This is a genomic window from Keratinibaculum paraultunense (assembly GCF_016767175.1).
GTDB classification, from domain to species: Bacteria; Bacillota; Clostridia; order Tissierellales; family Tepidimicrobiaceae; genus Keratinibaculum; species Keratinibaculum paraultunense.
In genome coordinates, this window is the sequence record NZ_CP068564.1 from 2259075 (window position 1) to 2275699 (window position 16625).

A 16625-nucleotide genomic window follows, 5' to 3' on the forward strand; every position below is an offset into this window, starting at 1 on the left:
TTTATCCACACAACTTTCTACATAGCTTTAAAATGGTAAGATTTTATTATTGTACATATTAAATTATTATGTCTTTTCAAATGTAATCTTCCAACCATCTTTACCTTCTTCTCCATCAATAAAAAATTCTTCAGATTCAATAGCATTTGCTAACTCTTCATTACTAATAACTATTTTTCCATCATTTATGTTTAATTCATCTTCCTTAATTGTCATTTTTTTATTCTTTTTAGTCATACTCTCACCTCCTTTATTTTTGTTACAGAGGCCACTATTATCAATAATTAAAGCAAAATAATAAATATAGATCTTTTATGTTAGCTCATAATCTTCCAAATTTACCTACTGCTGATACAAAAGCATACGTTTCATCTGAACTCTTATCTTCTATACTTTCAAATTTATCCAATAGCTTATTATAATCTTTAAGGAATTCTTCTACCGCATCCTTATCACATTTAATAATTATATTATTTGCAATTCCAAATTCATCTTTGTATATATTGTTAATTAATGCTTTAATAATATTAGAAAAATAATTTATTGTTTCAATAATATTACTAAACTTTCCATCATCAATAATATCTAAGTCTTCTTGTAATTTATACATTTTTTTTAGCATATTATTTGAATCAACATCAAAATTGGTAATTATAAGCTTATTTTTATCCAATAAGTTTAATACTTGTTTTTAGTCGTAGATAACTTATAAATGAATTTTACGATTATATGAAGGGTAATGGCCTCTGTATAAAAAATCATATTTATCCACACAACTTTCTACATAACTTTAAAATGGTAAGATTTTATTATTGTACATATTAAATTATTATGTCTTTTCAAATGTAATCTTCCAACCATCTTTACCTTCTTCTCCATCAATAAAAAATTCTTCAGATTCAATAGCATTTGCTAACTCTTCATTACTAATAACTATTTTTCCATCATTTATGTTTAATTCATCTTCCTTAATTGTCATTTTTTTATTCTTTTTAGTCATACTCTCACCTCCTTTATTTTTGTTACAGAGGCCACTATTATCAATAATTAAAGCAAAATAATAAATATAGATCTTTTATGTTAGCTCATAATCTTCCAAATTTACCTACTGCTGATACAAAAGCATACGTTTCATCTGAACTCTTATCTTCTATACTTTCAAATTTATCCAATAGCTTATTATAATCTTTAAGGAATTCTTCTACCGTATCCTTATCACATTTAATAATTATATTATTTGCAATTCCAAATTCATCTTTGTATATATTGTTAATTAATGCTTTAATAATATTAGAAAAATAATTTATTGTTTCAATAATATTACTAAACTTTCCATCATCAATAATATCTAAGTCTTCTTGTAATTTATACATTTTTTTTAGCATATTATTTGAATCAACATCAAAATTGGTAATTATAAGCTTATTTTCGTCCAATAAGTTTAATATTTGTTGAACTTTTAGCTTAGGAATATTTGTTTCATGACATATTGCATCTACACTTTTGTAATCATTGAAGATAGAAAACATTACATTAAATATGTTTTTCTCGAAAATGTCAATATCTTCTGACAAATTAATAGCTGTACTCATAATTATCCTCCTATACAATTATTTTAATTAATTTTTTCTAACGTATCTACAACTGCCTCAATATCAGTATTACCAATCATAGCTAGTCCCAGGTTATTATACCTTAAAATGCTTCTACTTCTTTTAATTACATCCTCGAGCTGTATTTTCTTAATCTTTCGTATTGTATTCTCTAAAAAATATAATTGATTATATGAAGCATATTTCCCAAAATATATTAATTTTTTACTTATATTATTAAAATCAAGATTCTTTTCCGTAATTAATGACATTTTAGATCTATTAAACTCTTCCTCATTAATACCGTTTTCTAATAATCGAATGATTTCTTCAATAATAACATTTGTAGCCTCTGTAACATCCTCGTGCTTACAGACTACAGAAATTGCAAGAGTTGAAAAATTTTCATATTCAGTAACAAATCCTCCAACATTGTAAGCAATACCTCTCTTTTGCCGAATTTCATGTGTAATACGCTGACTCATTATAGGGTCTGCAAGAATTTTAACTAATAGCTTAGATATTAAAACATCTTCTATACTATCATTCTTAACTTTAAACCCTAATGAGAGAACACTATTAGGAGTATTGGAGGTTTTCTTGTAGTAAACTCCAGGTGTATCTACGATACTTTCATTGACCTTAATTGTTGAGGTGTCCTCCCAATCTCCAAATATACTCTTGATTAATTTTGTGGACTCATCATAATTAATATCTCCTATCAAAATTAAAATAGAATTTTCTGGAGTATATGTATTTGAAACTAATTTTTCAACATCCTCAAGCTTAATGTCATTAATGTTGTCTAAAGTACCTAAGATGGGTCTTCCAATTGAATAATTCCCATAAATTGCTTGATTAATACATTCTACAATCTGATTAAAAGATGCATAATATGAACTAGCTTCCTGATATATTACTTTTCTTTCATTAACAAATACTTCTTTATCAAATTTATTGTTATTGACAATAATAGATTTAATAGTATTTAGGCAAATTTCAAGACTTTCTTTTAAACCTTTAAAATGGTAATATGTATATTCTTTCGTAGTAGTAGCATTATAAGTAACTCCAAAATCATTAAGCTTTTGAAAATTCTTCCCAACATCTTTGTTATAACGATTATTTCTATTAAATACCATATGCTCTGTAAAATGAGAAATTCCATTTACATCATCATTTTCATTCTTACTACCCTGTTTTATCCACATTCCAGTAGCAATCATTTTTATATTAGGAATTTTATGTAGAAGCACCTGTAATCCATTTTCAAGGTAAAAACTTAAGACTTCATTCATATAGTATCACCCTTCCATAAACAGTTTCCTATAAGAAATTTTTTAAATAGAAAAAATATAACATCTTAATAAAAGTTAAACAAGAAATAAACAAATTATAGTTCTAACTTCTATTATTTAACAATATAATCATTATAGTCATTAAATTATTTGCTATATATATTTTTTATTTTAAATTAAAAATAACGTTACTTCCTTAATTAAACATTCATAAACTTTTCATTAGAATATAACAAACTCAAAATAAGCTATAATACCCTACATAAGTTTTATATATGTATCTAAAACCATGCAATTTATTAATAAATAAATCCTTTTTTTATTATAAAATCATTCTATGTATTGAAATAATATTACACTCATATTCCTATAACCTACAAATGTATTTAGATATATACCTTTTAAGTATTGCATTAAAGCTTTCTGTACAAGTACTGTCATATAAATAACACTTAGTACTATACAATAATCAAAGTTCCTTTTATTCTACTGTTTTACGATGTTTTTTTGATATATATTATAATTCTTCATCTGAGTTTATAATTAAGCTTTAGCAGGTTTGTCAACAGTTATAGCATTATCTAATGCTTTTAATATTTAAGGGTATGTACATGGTTTTCGAAGATTTATATATTATTATTTTAGAGGTATGCAGATCTAGGATATATGACAAATAAGTCCATACGTATTTTTAAGTATAGATATATATAATATCAGCTAGTCATTTTTTGTTTTTCGTATTGGTAATACTCTTATTTAAAGAAGTTTTCATCTTCACCATAAACTTTTTTATTTAAACTCGGTCTATACTTTTTAACAGCAATGAATTTAATGCCTAGTTTTTTATATGTCTTTGTATCTTTTTAAAACTAATTTCTTTATAATTTATTAAACTTGTTTTAGGTTTTTCATTTTTATTTGTCAGAATAGATGTCTCTTGGATAATTAAGCATCTACATTATGTGTATAAAAGTTATATTAATTATTTAACATATATCATCAAAATTTATTGGTTGTGAATATAGACATAGCTTTTAAAATATTTTGAATTTCTCATAAAGATTTGATGTTTCCTTCTTGATCTTTAAAATTTCTTAAGGGTTTGTAGTATCTCTTTCTACTTCAATAGCAGATTTTTTTATTTAACTACGTATTGTACTTTATCTTAATATATATTCATATGCGATACTTCTTCCACTGGTTTTCTGATAGTACTAACTCTACAATTATTGTTGTAAATTCATCTGCATAAGTATTTCTCTTAAACATTTTATGAACACCTATTTTTTCTTTCTTAGTATACAAAAACTTAATTTTTAATTTTGCATCTGTTTAAAAAGATTATTTTTTGGTTCTGTCAAGGGCGAGCGATAGCGAGTTCATTTACCCTTGACTGGACCAAATAAATAATCTTATAATCGCAAACAAATTCATGGGGATTTATATAAATTGTTCGGTAAAAATATGTCCGAAAAAGTGTTGACATATCACTCTACTTACTTATACTAACATTGGTTAATCTATTAAAACCTATATAATAATGATACATATACAATCATGTACAATATAATAAGATGAATATTTTAATTTAATACTATAAAATCAATTAAATGTATTAAGTTGTTTAATAATATAATAAATACTAGCTTTACTACTTCTAATTCTATGTTTCCTTTAAAAACCCTCTTTTTTTTTTGCAAGTTTCGTTCGTCATCTTTTTCATTTTTTCGACATTTCAGGATATTCTGTCATGTTGTTAGGTTAACTAGTATTTTATCTTTAGTAACTTTAAACTTCTTATAAATACTTTTTGCAAAATAGTTAATAGTCTAGGATTTATTATATGATGCTCCTTTTTAGTATGGTAAGTCAGATATAACTAATCATAATAAAATTAATCATGAAGCAGTAATAAAAAAGTGAAAATATCTTTAGATTTTGATTTGACAACAATTTTAATGGTGCACAATATTACATATATAATTAATATATCTCCTTAGCAGTGACAACTCTAATTCTAGTAGAAGTTAAATTGTAAAATTTAAAAATTTTAAAGTGGAGGTTTTTACATATTTAGGAAGTTATAAAATATTAATAAAAAACCAAACTAGAATTAATTTTATCTCAAATTAACATATAAAAACTTGTTAATATATTAAGGAAACCTTACAATTCAAATTCCCATGGCCATTTGTAAACGGCAAGTACTTTTCCTTAAATTTCGGAAAATAATTTTCCCGAACAATTTCCAGTTTCTAATCCTCTAAAAAGGATTTTCTATGTGTAAGCCTATAGCTTTTGCCAGTCATATTAAATAACTCACATTTATAGGTAAGCCTGTCTAATATAGCTGTAGTTAATGCTGGGTCTCCTAATAATTCGTTCCAATCTCCAAAGCCCTTATTTGATGTAATTATAATTGAAGTCTGTTCGTGTAAGGCTGATATTAACTGGAAAAACATATTAGCTTCCTCGCGATTAATTGGTAGATATCCAATTTCATCAATAATTACAAGGTCTGAGGAATGTATTTTATTTATCTTTATCTTACTCTTTCTCATTATATCCTGTGTTTTTAATGAATAGACCAAATTGTCCATTGAGATGAAGCTTACCTTGTATCCCATATCTATAGCTTTATAGCCTAATGCTATGGCTAAGTGAGTTTTCCCTACACCAGGAGGACCTAGGAAGATAAGATTGTATATCTTATCTATCCAGTCCATTTCTAGAAGCCTGTTTATATGTCTTTTGCTGATAGACTTTTGAAATTCAAAATCAAATTCTTCTATTGTCTTTATTACAGGAAATCCTGCATTTTTTAATCGAGTTTGTTTTTTCCTCTGCTCCTTAGCAATTATCTCTTCATTTAATATTTGGTAAAGAAATTCTTGATATGATAAATCTTCCTTTTCTCCATGTTCTATGAACTCGTCTATCTTTTTTTGCAGATTTAATAACTTTAGTTCTTTGGCATATTCTTTTATATAATCAATTTTACCTATCATCTTATCCCTCCAATGCTTTTACATATTCTGATGTATCCCTAATTTGGGTTTTAATATCATATCTTTGAGGGATAGAAGGGATGTTTTTATTAGCTGTTTCTAGTTTTTGGTTATCTAATTCCTTATATTTCTCACCTAAAAATTCAATTGCATCTCTAAAACTTACAGCACTGAATATCTCTCTTTCTATGCAATATTTAAGAGATTCTTCTATGAGTTTTTTCTCTACATTTTTACAAGTGTTGCATATTAAACTGTATTGGTCCCTGATGTATCTTGGTTTTTCAATCCTAATTCTATCGAGAAAAATCTTGGCTTCATTGGTGTTGTTCAGTACATTTAAAGCTTTTTCATATAGTTTGTCTATCTTTAAAGTTTTATCCCTTTCAGGATGATCAATTTGTATTAATTTTCCTTTCAGTATGCACTCCTTATGTTCTGCTAAAATTTTACCTGTATCCTTATCTATTATCTGAATAATACCATCTAAATTACGAACTCCAACTGTTTTTCCTGGTTCATAGGTTCCTTTTGGTACTTGATATCTGTTTTGTTTGTAAGAAATTGTATTGTCTTTTCTTACTGTATAGGTTAAAATTGAATTAGATGGTACATTTCTAAATGTTTGTGATACTGGAAGAAGGTATTTCTTTTCGAGGAAGAATACTTCTTTCGGTATCTTTTTTGTTGTTCCATGAATATCAGCATTTCCTGTTCTATCTAACCACAATAGACAATCTTCATTAAACTTGTCTATATCAACAAAAGTTCTATTCTTTGCAAAATTATACTTTAAATATTTGACAACTGCTTCTATTTTTCCTTTGCTTTCTGGGTCATATCCTCTACACATTCTTACTCTAATTTTCATAAAGTCTTTAAAGTTTTGAAATTCTTCTGTAAAAATTATGTCTCCATAGTTTTCATCAACTACTAATAGTCTGTCTTGGTCATATACTATTTCGTGGGTTTTACCTCCAAAGTATTCAAAGGCCTTAATATGAGCATCGATAAAATCTTTCGTTGTAAATGGCTTGTCCTGCCAATAGGCATATTTCATTCTAGAATGGGACAGTACCATAGCAAAGGCATAAAGTTTAACTCTTTTTCCATCTGCATTGTTAAGCCATATTTGTCCAAAATCAACTTGTGCCTGATAGCCCATTGGAAGTTCTTGCACTGCTTCATGTTGTCTTTTAGATACAACCTTTGGAATATCATATTTATCTCTTATATATCTTACATAGTTTCTCACACTCCTATCTGTGCATTTAATATCTCCATATCTTTCCTTTAACCAATCCAAAATCTGAGCTGCACTCATGTCTGGAAAATCTCTTAACCAACCTACTATCTCATCTTCATATTCATCTAGTATTTTCTTTCTAACCTTCACTTTTTCCATATTTTCAGCAAACTCCTTTACCTGCATATTCCAGTATTTAGATACAGTCCCATAGTCTAAATCTAAATATCTTGATATTTGAGATTTCTTTAGCCCTAACTCCTTCATGTTTTTAATTTCATTAAACATATGCCAACCCTTCAATCCCATTTTCTATCTACCTCCTGTAAGATATTTTACAGGAAAGTAGATTTGTTTCATATACAACTGGAAAAATTTCAGGATTCTTATTTTCCGAAATCTCATGATTTTATTTTACCACTTACACTACATATTCTTTCAAGGATTTCTTCAACTCATCATTTAATTTTATCTTTTTTTCTTTCCCTGTTTTCTTTTCACTTAATACAAAATAATTTTTAAAATTCCCTTTTTCAGTAAAGATATCTGATACTTTAATTGGAACAACATCTGATACTCTTAATCCCGTATTTAGTTGAAATTTTGCAAGGGTATAATCTCTCTGATTTTTTCCTTTTAAATAAGTTAAAAAATCCCCAATCTTCTTTTTATCTTTTATTGGTTCTACAGTCATCAGTTATCCCCCCTAAAATTAAATGTAAACTTTCCCTTATTACATCATAAAAACTATACATTCAAAAGCATTATCCTAAAAGTACTCATAATAAAAATCATACTAATCCCTTAAATATCAATACTTATGCACATTTACTTGAATGTATGCTTTTACATAAAAAATTACATTCATTAAGTAATAATTGTTTAATTAGTGTACTGCTGAGCTCTATTTTAGTACTTTATCTAATCTGCATATTTTGAAATATATATGCAGTTATAAAAAATTATAGCATTTGTATAATACAGTAACTAAAGATAGAAGGAGCCATTCTTAGCATTCTAAGGAGGTCTGCAAATGTTTAATATTAAAAGAGGAGAAATTTATTATGTGGATTTAGGCTTTGGAGAAGGTTCGGAAATTGGCAAAATTCGCCCATGTATAATCGTTCAAAATGACATCGGAAATCTGCACTCGCCTACCACCATCATATTACCTATTACCCATAGGCTAAAAAATATTTGGCAGCCTACTCAAGTCATACTTGATAAGGGTATGTTTAATGGAAATGGAACTACTACAGGAGTAGTCATGGGAGAACAGATTCGTACAATTAATAAAACCCGCATAAAATCCTTTACGGGTGAAAGATTGTCTCCACAGGCAATGAAAAGAATTGAACAGTCTATAAAGGTTTCCGTTGGAATTCCTTAATCAGCAAAGTGCCTATATAGGCACTTTTTTTATCGCCAGTTATAAGTCACATAACAATTATCTATAATATTGTGCCCCCAATGTTTAAACTTAAATTTCTTCCCTTACAGCAAAATAAATAGGTTGAATTTGGTGAAAAAATATGACATAATTATTTATAAAATATACTAAAATCTACTATATATCAACATTTTCAGAGCTTGTTATAATAAATAATTTTTCCCGAAAGTAAAAGGAGTCATCTGATATGATACATACTTTTTCAATGTATTGTAACTTAGAAATGGAAAATATTACTTTTTGTGAAGAGAAGTTTGATGCTAATTATATCTTAGTCGGTGAGATTATTAGCGATAAAAAAGCTGGTATTGCTGCTACCATAAGCAATATATATGGTGGATGGAAATTACTTTTAACAATTGATGCTATAAAACTATTAAATAAAGCTGATATTCAGGATAATGATTATAATAAAGTTGAAAATTTTTTGCATAGATTTTGCATGGATAATTTCGGTGAAATATTGAATTTAATTCTAACAAGAATAGAATATCGATACGACGCTAAAATGCTTCCTGAAGAAAGAGATTTTTTTCTCCGACGATACAAAAAAATCATTGATAAACAATATTTTGCCGAGAAGAAAACCTTTAATACATCCATCTATCACTCAAATAAAAGCAAGTCCAAAATTATTTATGACAAGCAAAGCGAAAGAGATGCAAAAGGTGCAAAGATTGAATCATATGAAAAAAATGTTCTCAGATATGAAGTTAAACTCCTCAATAGACACTTATACTATAATATGAAAAAGTATGACATTGAGAGAACTTTAAAAAATTATTGGGATTCGGAAGTTTACAGAAAATATTTCATTGAGGAGTTTGAACCAATTTTGTATCCAGGTAATTATTATAAATTATATGATATTATGAAAATTTTATCTTCAACTAATTTAAAAGAAAAAGAAATAGAAAACCTTAGAAAATTACTATTATCGATTAGTAGAAAAGGAGTTACAGAAGCAAGGAAATATTATAGTTCTTATATGTTTCATAAATATATTAATATATTAAATGAACTAAAAATTAATCCCATTGTAATACCTAAAAATGAAAAATTGCCTCATAAAAAGAAATACATCAAAAATCCCTTAGCTCATTTTTTTACTTAAAACAAAATAAAAAGAATGTTAATTAATAATATTTATAGAAGTAAGGTATCTCATACAAGATACCTTACTTCTATATTGAATCTATAATTCAGTTATTAAAAATGTTACATATGGTATAAATTTCTTATCTAGACTTACATATAGCTCTCTACTCCAATACTCCCATGATTTAATCATTTTTGTACATTGCCATGTGTCCTTGCCTCTCTTTTTTATCACATCTAAGGACATTAATTCATTTGTTATATTATCAATCTTTCTAAACAATTCATCATCGTTTAACTTACATTTAAATATAGCCTCGAAATCCTCATCCTCTAATATTATAGTATCCATATTGAATTCTTCATCTTTTGCAATCTTATCAGTTAAGTATAAAAGCAAAGCTTTAGCTTCTTCTCCAAGAGTATATCTAATAGTAATACTTTCATTTTGCTTTGGAGTCTTTGTTACAAAAAATGTATAATTGTTTTTTTCCATTTAATTCACCCTTTTCACTAATTTTTATAAGTTATTTATTTCACAGCGACTATAAACAATAAAAAAATAAGGTATGCCCTATAGTCATTGTCTAAGGCATACCTTTCAAACTTTTGTTTTCTCTGTCATTTTTTTAATTCCATATATAGTTGCAATACTCATACAGGCTATTGAGAAAATAGCAACACCAACAACCTCAATCATCATTTCACCTCCAAAAATATATTTTACTTTTATATTATAACATATTACTGCTAGTATTCCCAGTTTATAAACAAAGTAGCCTATTATTTTAATAGACTACTTTTTAGATGCCAGTTCTTATTCTTCATTTTTTCCTTTTATTATATCTTCTATAAGTTCCAAAATTTCTATCGTCTCTCTAATACTCATATTTCCTTTATTCCTATGCATGATTAATAATTCCTTTAGCTTGAAGAAATCTGCTTCAAATCCTCTATTTTCTTCTTTATCTAACGGTATTCCTAATGCTGTAAATATCTTTTCCATTACATTGTAGCTGGGAGCTTTTCTTTCTCCTCTCTCTATTCGACTTAAATAGGCAGCACTAAGATTTGTCATTTCAGCTAATTCTTTTATTTTTATTCCTCTTTCTATTCTTTTATTCCTAATAATTTTTCCTATATCTTCTTGTTTCATTTGAACACCTCCCTTTCCATAAAGTTGTTTAAACAACTTTATGTTTTTTGTCTGTTAATTACTGATATAATCCCATTTGCTTAATGTTGATTAATCAACTTTATGTTTTTATTATATCATACAAAATTGCCTTAGGCAATAATTATTTGACAATTTGATTTATATGTATTATAATAGGTTTACAATTAAAAAACAAGGAGGGATTGAATGGATATAGAAAAGCAAACAAAAGTATTAGAATTGATACAGGTTCTTATAGAGATTATTCAACAGGAAGCAAATAAAACAAATGCCAAAACTAAAAATAAAATAGCTTAGTAATCTATTACTCTGGTTTGCTTAATATAAAAGGGAGTTGTCATTAATACATAATATAGGTATGACAACATAATAAAAAAGGATAAATATCAATTTCTGATTTTCAAATATATAAAAAATAATAAAAGGAGCTGATATTTATCAATAAAATAAATGCCGTTGGCTATATTAGAGTGAGTACCATAAGGCAAAAAAAAGAAGGTATTTCTCTTGAAGGCCAAGAAAGAGAAATAATTGAATATTGCAAAAGGAATAATATTAATCTGGTAAAAGTTTACAGAGATGAAGGTATAAGTGGAAAAGATATAGAGGGCAGGGATGAATTTAAAGAAATGCTTGATTATGCCTTGAAAAATAATGTTGATACTATTATATCTTTTAAGCTAAGTAGGTTTACACGAAAACTAAAAGATTTAGCCAATACAATAGATTTATTAGATGAAAATGACATTAATCTAATTTTTATCGAAGATGGAATAAATACAAAAACCCCTACTGGAAGATTTATGTGCTATATCGTTGGTGCAGTAGCAGAAATGGAAAGAGAGAATACTTCTGACTTTGTAAGTATGACTATGGGACAAAATGCTCTTAAAGGAAATTGGAATGGCGGTATTGTTTTTGGTTATGATTCTGATGATAGTAAAAAACTTATAATAAACAAAGATGAAAAGATGATTGTAGAAAAAATTTTTTATTATTTTACTGAAAAAAACTGGGGATATAAAAAAATTGCAAACTATTTAAATCACAGAAATTTAAAAACTAAAAAAGGTACTGATTGGTCAATTAATAGCATTAAACAAGTTCTAGACAATCCTATCTATGTAGGAAAAGTTAGATGGGGACAACATAAGGATTGGGATAAAAAAAGAAGAAAAGGAAAAACTGAAGAGTATATTTTAGTAGATGGTAATCACGAACCAATTATTTCAGAGGAAACATGGGAAAAAGCTCAAGCAATAAGAAAAGTAAGAGGAAAAAAATCAGCTAAAGTATATGAGGGAAATTTTCTATTAAGTGGGCTACTTCGGTGCCCCCAATGTGGGGCATCCATGCTTAGCCACAGAACCAAAAAGAAAAATGGAAAAGGATATTATCGCTATTATCAATGTTCTAGTTTTTTCAACAAAGGTTCAAGCGTATGCAAGTCTAACCTAATAAACGCAGATTTAGCAGAAGAAACAGTGATTAAGAAAATAAATGAATTTGTTCAAAAACCAGAAATTATAGAAACAATAGTCAAAGAAATAAAATCTCAAAGCCAAATAGATACAGAGCCATATATACGAGATTTACAAGTAATAGACAAAGAGTTAGCTAAAGTTGAAAAAAAGAAAAAAGAAAATCTGCAACTTCAATTCAATGAAAAAATAGATGCAGAAACCTTATCTGAAATGAATTCATTTTTAAGAGAGAAAGAGAAAAATTTAAATTATAAAAAGATAGCAATAATGGAAGATTTGAACCAACTACAATCAAACACTATTCTAGATGCTGATGAAATACAAGCCATTTTTGAAAATTTCAATCTTCTATTTGAAAAAGCCGATGTGGAGCAAAAAAAGAAATTATTAAGGTCTATTATAGATGAAATTTACGTAAATGATTCTGATAATATTAAAAACAGAACAGTTAGGCAAATTAAGTTTTATTTTGAGCCACAAGAAATCCCAGAACTTGCGGCTTCTAAAAAACAAAGTAATTTTGCGACTAACGGTGATACGGTTCACCTCTAATTATCCTAAAACTTCTATATATTTGCTCTAACAGTACCATTCTCATCAACTGATGAGGAAAAGTCATTTTTGAAAATGATAATTTTAAATTGCTTTTTTCTATTACTTCACGAGATAGTCCTAATGATCCTCCAATTATAAAAGTTAGGTTATTTACACCTTCTATCATCAAGTCTTCTATTTTGTTAGCTAGTTCTTCTGAAGACATTTGTTTTCCTTCTATTACCAAGGAAATTATATGTGAATTTGGTGAAATTTTAGATAAAATTCTTTTACCTTCCTTATCCTTTATTATATCTATTTCTCTATTTGTTAAATTTTCTTGTGTTTTTTCATCTTCTACTTCTATTATTTCTACACTACAATATCTAGAAAGTCTTTTTAAATATTCATTAATACCATCTCTTATATATTTTTCTTTTATCTTACCAACTGCAATAACTCTAATCTTCATGTTTCCCTCCTAATAATATAATTCGCTCTATAGTATTGTTTTTTATATAAAATCTCATATGTTTACTTTGAAAAACAAAGTTAGGTCGAATCTCTTCTATTCTATCTATATTTAAAATTTCCTCTTTTAAATCCTCTTTAGATACTATAATATTACCAATTTTAATCATTTTATCGTAAAAGGCTTTTTGAAATAATTTAATTATTTTTCTTTCATAATTTCTAGGTATTTTATTTCCCTTTAATCTATTACATTTCCTACAGGATAATACCAAATTAAATATATCTTCAGTTCCTCCTTTTGATTTAGGCAAGTAATGATCTAAGGTTATTTGTCTAAATTTAAGGTTCTTCCCACAATAAAAACATTTTTTCTTTTCTCGTTCGTATATATATATCTTTTCACTGTTGGGAATATTCATGTACATTCACCTTTTCCTATAAAACTTATTATAACATTTTTCCCTTAAACTTAAAAAAGCTGCAGATACTCAAACAGTATCTACAGCGTTCTTTTGTTTAATAAGTTTCTACAAATACTTCAAAGTAGCCTCTAGGATGAGCACAAGCTGGACATTTTTCTGGAGCAGATTTTCCTTTATGAATATATCCACAATTGTTACACTTCCATTCTACTTCTTCATCCTTTTCAAACACCTTGTTGTTTTCAATATTTGCTAAAAGCTTTCTATATCTAATTTCATGACGTTCTTCCACTTCTGCAATTTCTCTAAATACATATGCAATTTCTGGGAATCCTTCCTCTTCTGCAATATCTGCAAACTTTGGATAAAGCTCTGTCCATTCTTCATTTTCTCCTTCAGCTGCAGCTTTTAAGTTTACCTTTGTATCCCCTAAAGCTACTGGATAAGAAGCTTCATTAATTTCTACAGCTTCTCCACATAAATCTTTATTCAAAAACTTAAAAAATCTTTTAGCATGTTCCTTTTCATTTTCTGCAGTTTCTAAAAATATATTGGATATTTGTACATACCCTTCTTTTCTTGCTTGAGAAGCATAGTATGTATACCTTGTTCTAGCTTGAGATTCTCCTGCAAATGATTTCATTAAATTTTCTGCTGTTTTAGTACCTTTTAAAGATTTCATCAAAATTCCTCCTATCTTTTTTACAATTATTTTATCATGTTAAAATTGTCCCTATATGATGATACCCAAATTTCTAATAATATATCTATAAATTTTACTTAAATCCAGTTTTCAACTTCTTTTAATAGATTAAAATTTGTAAGATCATAATGTAAAGGAGTTATAGTTATATATCCTTGAGATAAATAAAATCTATCAGTACCCTCTTCAAATTCCACATCTTTACGACCTTCAAGTTTTAATATTTTCTCGCCTTTATTTCCATTATCTTCCATGACATAATAATCATATATAACTCCTCCTATTTTGCATACTTTTATTCCTTTGATTTCTTTGCCATCTAAATAAGGTGTATTAACACTCAATATAATATTATTTCTAATAAAATATTCTTTAGATTTTTCTAAAATATATTTACCATACTTTGCTGCTAAATGATAGTCAATCTTATCATCTATTAATTCAGTTGATAATGCCATTGCAGGTAAATTATACATATTTGCCTCTATAGCTGCAGATACCGTACCAGAATAGAGTATATCCATACCTGCATTTAGTCCCCTATTTATGCCTGATATAACTAAATCAACAGGTTTTTCTATTAATTTATCTAAAGCTATTCTTACACAATCTACAGGCGTACCAGATATGCTATAAGCTTTTGACGTTATTCCTTTCAATTTGACCTCTTTTACAATTATATCTTTTTCTATTGTAATAGCTTGACTTTGAGCACTTCTCTGCTCTTCTGGAGCTACTATAATTACTTCATGATCTTTTTCTAAAGTCCTTGCTAATATGTGTATTCCTTCGGAATGTATTCCATCATCATTAACCAACAATATTCTCATATTTCATCTCTCCTAAAACTTCATTATTTAACAATTGTAATAGCAAGAATTCTCCCATAAGCAAGTAGGAAGTAATTAATAGTTTGCTTTACAAATATATTATATCAAAACATTTAAAAAATAGTATAAGAAAACCCTCTCTTAAGAGAGGGTTTTCTTATTTAATATTTTATATTCAATATACCGTCATCAGTAACATAGACCATTCCTTGCAATACTTGATCTATAAAACTAATAGGCACAAAAGTTGTCCCATCTATTAGCTTAGATGTTTCTTCTAAATATACAAACGCTTTAGAAAAATAATACCTATCTTCACCTATATAAGCGCCGGCTAATACAGGCCCTTTATTCATAGTTGCAACTTTGTTTTTCCCATCCCATGCTACCTTAAACCCTAATGATTCGGCAACTTCTCTAAAGGGAAACATTACTATACCTTTTTCAGATTTAAACATGGGCTTGCTTAATTCTAATTCTTTATCATTTATAATAATCTTATTGAAGTTTGTAACTTCATTTTCAATTATCGCTTTTGAATCCTTCAATATATTAGCTATGCTTTTACTTGGTATTTTAAACTCTGGATGCCCCATATACCAAGGAGTTATTTCATAAGGTTGAAAAGTAATTACTATATCGCCATCTTTATCTATATAAAAATCTTGCGAATCATCTATAGTTATAAATTTTTCATCATCGGTAAAATACGATTTAGCTTCTTCAGCTATTTGCCTTTTTATTTCTTTATTTATTTCATCACTTATAATACTTTTGAAATCACTATTTTCTTTAAATAAATCTGATAATTGAATAATTTTATTCTTATCTATATCTATATTATAGTAATCTCTCCTAGAACTTCCATGAGCACCCCCTGTGAAAATATAGTTATCAATTACAATAGATAATATATTTTCACTGGATTTAACATCATATCCTACTATCATCTGTGGTTCCCAATCAACATTTAATTTCTTTAACTCTTCTATATCTTTTTTAAATTCCTTTAAATCTTTTTCTACAGACGTTCTAATAGTACGATTTAATTTTTCTTGAAAATGGTCATCTTTTAATCCTTTTATTACTGGTATCTTAATATTTACTTCTGCACCATCAATGTTTGGTTTAATAACTTCTGTATATACTTTTACTTTGTTTTCTTTTAATTCTGCGTTAATAGATATTGGATTTATCACTTGATCTTTAGTATTAACTCGCACAAATTTATCTGCTAAAACTACAGACATATTTCCCATTATTAAACATCCAGCTAAACCTATTGTTATTATTTTTTTATTCATCCATA

18 protein-coding genes are annotated in these 16625 nt (G+C 27.2%); 3 read left to right on the plus strand and 15 right to left on the minus strand.

The features are described from left to right. Nucleotides 1-66: 66 nt before the first annotated feature. From JL105_RS11135 to JL105_RS11170, 8 genes are all read right to left on the minus strand, one after another. The gene (locus JL105_RS11135) at nucleotides 67-237 is read right to left on the minus strand and encodes a hypothetical protein (RefSeq protein ID WP_202690531.1); all 171 of its coding nucleotides are present in this window, start codon (nucleotides 235-237) and stop codon (nucleotides 67-69) included. 85 nt (nucleotides 238-322) lie between these two features. Further along, nucleotides 323-673: a hypothetical protein gene (locus JL105_RS11140; protein ID WP_202690532.1), complete on the minus strand. Its 351-nt coding sequence runs from the start codon at nucleotides 671-673 to the stop codon at nucleotides 323-325. A gap of 156 nt (nucleotides 674-829) precedes the next feature. After that, the gene (locus tag JL105_RS11145; protein ID WP_202690531.1) at nucleotides 830-1000 is read right to left on the minus strand and encodes a hypothetical protein; all 171 of its coding nucleotides are present in this window, start codon (nucleotides 998-1000) and stop codon (nucleotides 830-832) included. Nucleotides 1001-1085: 85 nt separating this feature from the next. Next, nucleotides 1086-1592: a hypothetical protein gene (locus JL105_RS11150; protein ID WP_202690533.1), complete on the minus strand. Its 507-nt coding sequence runs from the start codon at nucleotides 1590-1592 to the stop codon at nucleotides 1086-1088. Between the two features lie 23 nt (nucleotides 1593-1615). Beyond that, nucleotides 1616-2890, minus strand: a complete 1275-nt coding sequence (locus JL105_RS11155) for a M16 family metallopeptidase (RefSeq protein ID WP_202690534.1) — start codon at nucleotides 2888-2890, stop codon at nucleotides 1616-1618. A 2255-nt stretch (nucleotides 2891-5145) separates the two neighbouring features. Next, on the minus strand, nucleotides 5146-5898 hold the full coding sequence (gene istB / locus JL105_RS11160; protein WP_093751361.1) for an IS21-like element helper ATPase IstB: 753 nt from the start codon (nucleotides 5896-5898) through the stop codon (nucleotides 5146-5148). Between the two features lies 1 nt (nucleotide 5899). Beyond that, nucleotides 5900-7453: an IS21 family transposase gene (gene istA, locus JL105_RS11165; protein ID WP_202690535.1), complete on the minus strand. Its 1554-nt coding sequence runs from the start codon at nucleotides 7451-7453 to the stop codon at nucleotides 5900-5902. Between the two features lie 112 nt (nucleotides 7454-7565). Continuing rightward, complete coding sequence (locus JL105_RS11170) at nucleotides 7566-7838, minus strand: tyrosine-type recombinase/integrase (protein WP_132029371.1); 273 nt, start codon at nucleotides 7836-7838, stop codon at nucleotides 7566-7568. Between the two features lie 339 nt (nucleotides 7839-8177). Here JL105_RS11170 and JL105_RS11175 point away from each other — a divergent pair, with 339 nt between their 5' ends. Further along, the gene (locus JL105_RS11175; protein WP_132029368.1) at nucleotides 8178-8534 is read left to right on the plus strand and encodes a type II toxin-antitoxin system PemK/MazF family toxin; all 357 of its coding nucleotides are present in this window, start codon (nucleotides 8178-8180) and stop codon (nucleotides 8532-8534) included. A gap of 247 nt (nucleotides 8535-8781) precedes the next feature. Next, nucleotides 8782-9708 (plus strand): hypothetical protein, encoded by a 927-nt coding sequence (locus JL105_RS11180; RefSeq protein ID WP_132029365.1) that lies wholly within the window; start codon nucleotides 8782-8784, stop codon nucleotides 9706-9708. 81 nt (nucleotides 9709-9789) lie between these two features. Here the strand turns inward: JL105_RS11180 and JL105_RS11185 are convergent, their stop codons facing one another. Together JL105_RS11185 and JL105_RS11190 are read right to left on the minus strand one after the other, a co-directional pair. Then, the gene (locus tag JL105_RS11185; protein ID WP_132029362.1) at nucleotides 9790-10188 is read right to left on the minus strand and encodes a RepB family plasmid replication initiator protein; all 399 of its coding nucleotides are present in this window, start codon (nucleotides 10186-10188) and stop codon (nucleotides 9790-9792) included. Nucleotides 10189-10509: 321 nt separating this feature from the next. After that, nucleotides 10510-10848: a helix-turn-helix domain-containing protein gene (locus tag JL105_RS11190; protein ID WP_132029359.1), complete on the minus strand. Its 339-nt coding sequence runs from the start codon at nucleotides 10846-10848 to the stop codon at nucleotides 10510-10512. A gap of 491 nt (nucleotides 10849-11339) precedes the next feature. Between JL105_RS11190 and JL105_RS11195 the strand changes: the two genes are divergently transcribed. After that, entirely contained in the window at nucleotides 11340-12905 is a 1566-nt protein-coding gene (locus JL105_RS11195; protein ID WP_132029356.1) for a recombinase family protein, read from the plus strand. Here the strand turns inward: JL105_RS11195 and rlmH are convergent. The 5 genes from rlmH to JL105_RS11220 all read right to left on the minus strand — a co-directional run bounded on the left by rlmH (nucleotide 12880) and on the right by JL105_RS11220 (nucleotide 16620). After that, complete coding sequence (rlmH, locus tag JL105_RS11200) at nucleotides 12880-13359, minus strand: 23S rRNA (pseudouridine(1915)-N(3))-methyltransferase RlmH (RefSeq protein WP_132029353.1); 480 nt, start codon at nucleotides 13357-13359, stop codon at nucleotides 12880-12882. The genes JL105_RS11195 and rlmH overlap by 26 nt on opposite strands. After that, entirely contained in the window at nucleotides 13349-13780 is a 432-nt protein-coding gene (locus JL105_RS11205; RefSeq protein ID WP_158280059.1) for an HNH endonuclease, read from the minus strand. Before JL105_RS11205 ends, rlmH begins: the two co-directional genes overlap by 11 nt. 97 nt (nucleotides 13781-13877) lie before the next feature. Further along, nucleotides 13878-14465 (minus strand): rubrerythrin, encoded by a 588-nt coding sequence (gene rbr / locus JL105_RS11210; protein ID WP_132029347.1) that lies wholly within the window; start codon nucleotides 14463-14465, stop codon nucleotides 13878-13880. Between the two features lie 98 nt (nucleotides 14466-14563). Next, entirely contained in the window at nucleotides 14564-15316 is a 753-nt protein-coding gene (surE, locus tag JL105_RS11215) for a 5'/3'-nucleotidase SurE (protein ID WP_132029344.1), read from the minus strand. A gap of 161 nt (nucleotides 15317-15477) precedes the next feature. Further along, the gene (locus JL105_RS11220; RefSeq protein WP_132029341.1) at nucleotides 15478-16620 is read right to left on the minus strand and encodes a DUF3298 domain-containing protein; all 1143 of its coding nucleotides are present in this window, start codon (nucleotides 16618-16620) and stop codon (nucleotides 15478-15480) included. Nucleotides 16621-16625: the final 5 nt, after the last annotated feature.

Excerpts from the sequence above, each read along its gene's own strand:
- JL105_RS11135 (WP_202690531.1), bottom strand. The coding sequence starts at position 237 with ATGACTAAAAAGAATAAAAAAATGACAATTAAGGAAGATGAATTAAAC.
- JL105_RS11145 (WP_202690531.1), bottom strand. The coding sequence starts at position 1,000 with ATGACTAAAAAGAATAAAAAAATGACAATTAAGGAAGATGAATTAAAC.
- JL105_RS11150 (WP_202690533.1), bottom strand. The coding sequence starts at position 1,592 with ATGAGTACAGCTATTAATTTGTCAGAAGATATTGACATTTTCGAGAAA.
- JL105_RS11155 (WP_202690534.1), bottom strand. The coding sequence starts at position 2,890 with ATGAATGAAGTCTTAAGTTTTTACCTTGAAAATGGATTACAGGTGCTT.
- istB (WP_093751361.1), bottom strand. The coding sequence starts at position 5,898 with ATGATAGGTAAAATTGATTATATAAAAGAATATGCCAAAGAACTAAAG.
- istA (WP_202690535.1), bottom strand. The coding sequence starts at position 7,453 with ATGGGATTGAAGGGTTGGCATATGTTTAATGAAATTAAAAACATGAAG.
- JL105_RS11170 (WP_132029371.1), bottom strand. The coding sequence starts at position 7,838 with ATGACTGTAGAACCAATAAAAGATAAAAAGAAGATTGGGGATTTTTTA.
- JL105_RS11175 (WP_132029368.1), top strand. The coding sequence starts at position 8,178 with ATGTTTAATATTAAAAGAGGAGAAATTTATTATGTGGATTTAGGCTTT.
- JL105_RS11180 (WP_132029365.1), top strand. The coding sequence starts at position 8,782 with ATGATACATACTTTTTCAATGTATTGTAACTTAGAAATGGAAAATATT.
- JL105_RS11185 (WP_132029362.1), bottom strand. The coding sequence starts at position 10,188 with ATGGAAAAAAACAATTATACATTTTTTGTAACAAAGACTCCAAAGCAA.
- JL105_RS11190 (WP_132029359.1), bottom strand. The coding sequence starts at position 10,848 with ATGAAACAAGAAGATATAGGAAAAATTATTAGGAATAAAAGAATAGAA.
- rlmH (WP_132029353.1), bottom strand. The coding sequence starts at position 13,359 with ATGAAGATTAGAGTTATTGCAGTTGGTAAGATAAAAGAAAAATATATA.
- JL105_RS11205 (WP_158280059.1), bottom strand. The coding sequence starts at position 13,780 with ATGAATATTCCCAACAGTGAAAAGATATATATATACGAACGAGAAAAG.
- rbr (WP_132029347.1), bottom strand. The coding sequence starts at position 14,465 with ATGAAATCTTTAAAAGGTACTAAAACAGCAGAAAATTTAATGAAATCA.
- surE (WP_132029344.1), bottom strand. The coding sequence starts at position 15,316 with ATGAGAATATTGTTGGTTAATGATGATGGAATACATTCCGAAGGAATA.
- JL105_RS11220 (WP_132029341.1), bottom strand. The coding sequence starts at position 16,620 with ATGAATAAAAAAATAATAACAATAGGTTTAGCTGGATGTTTAATAATG.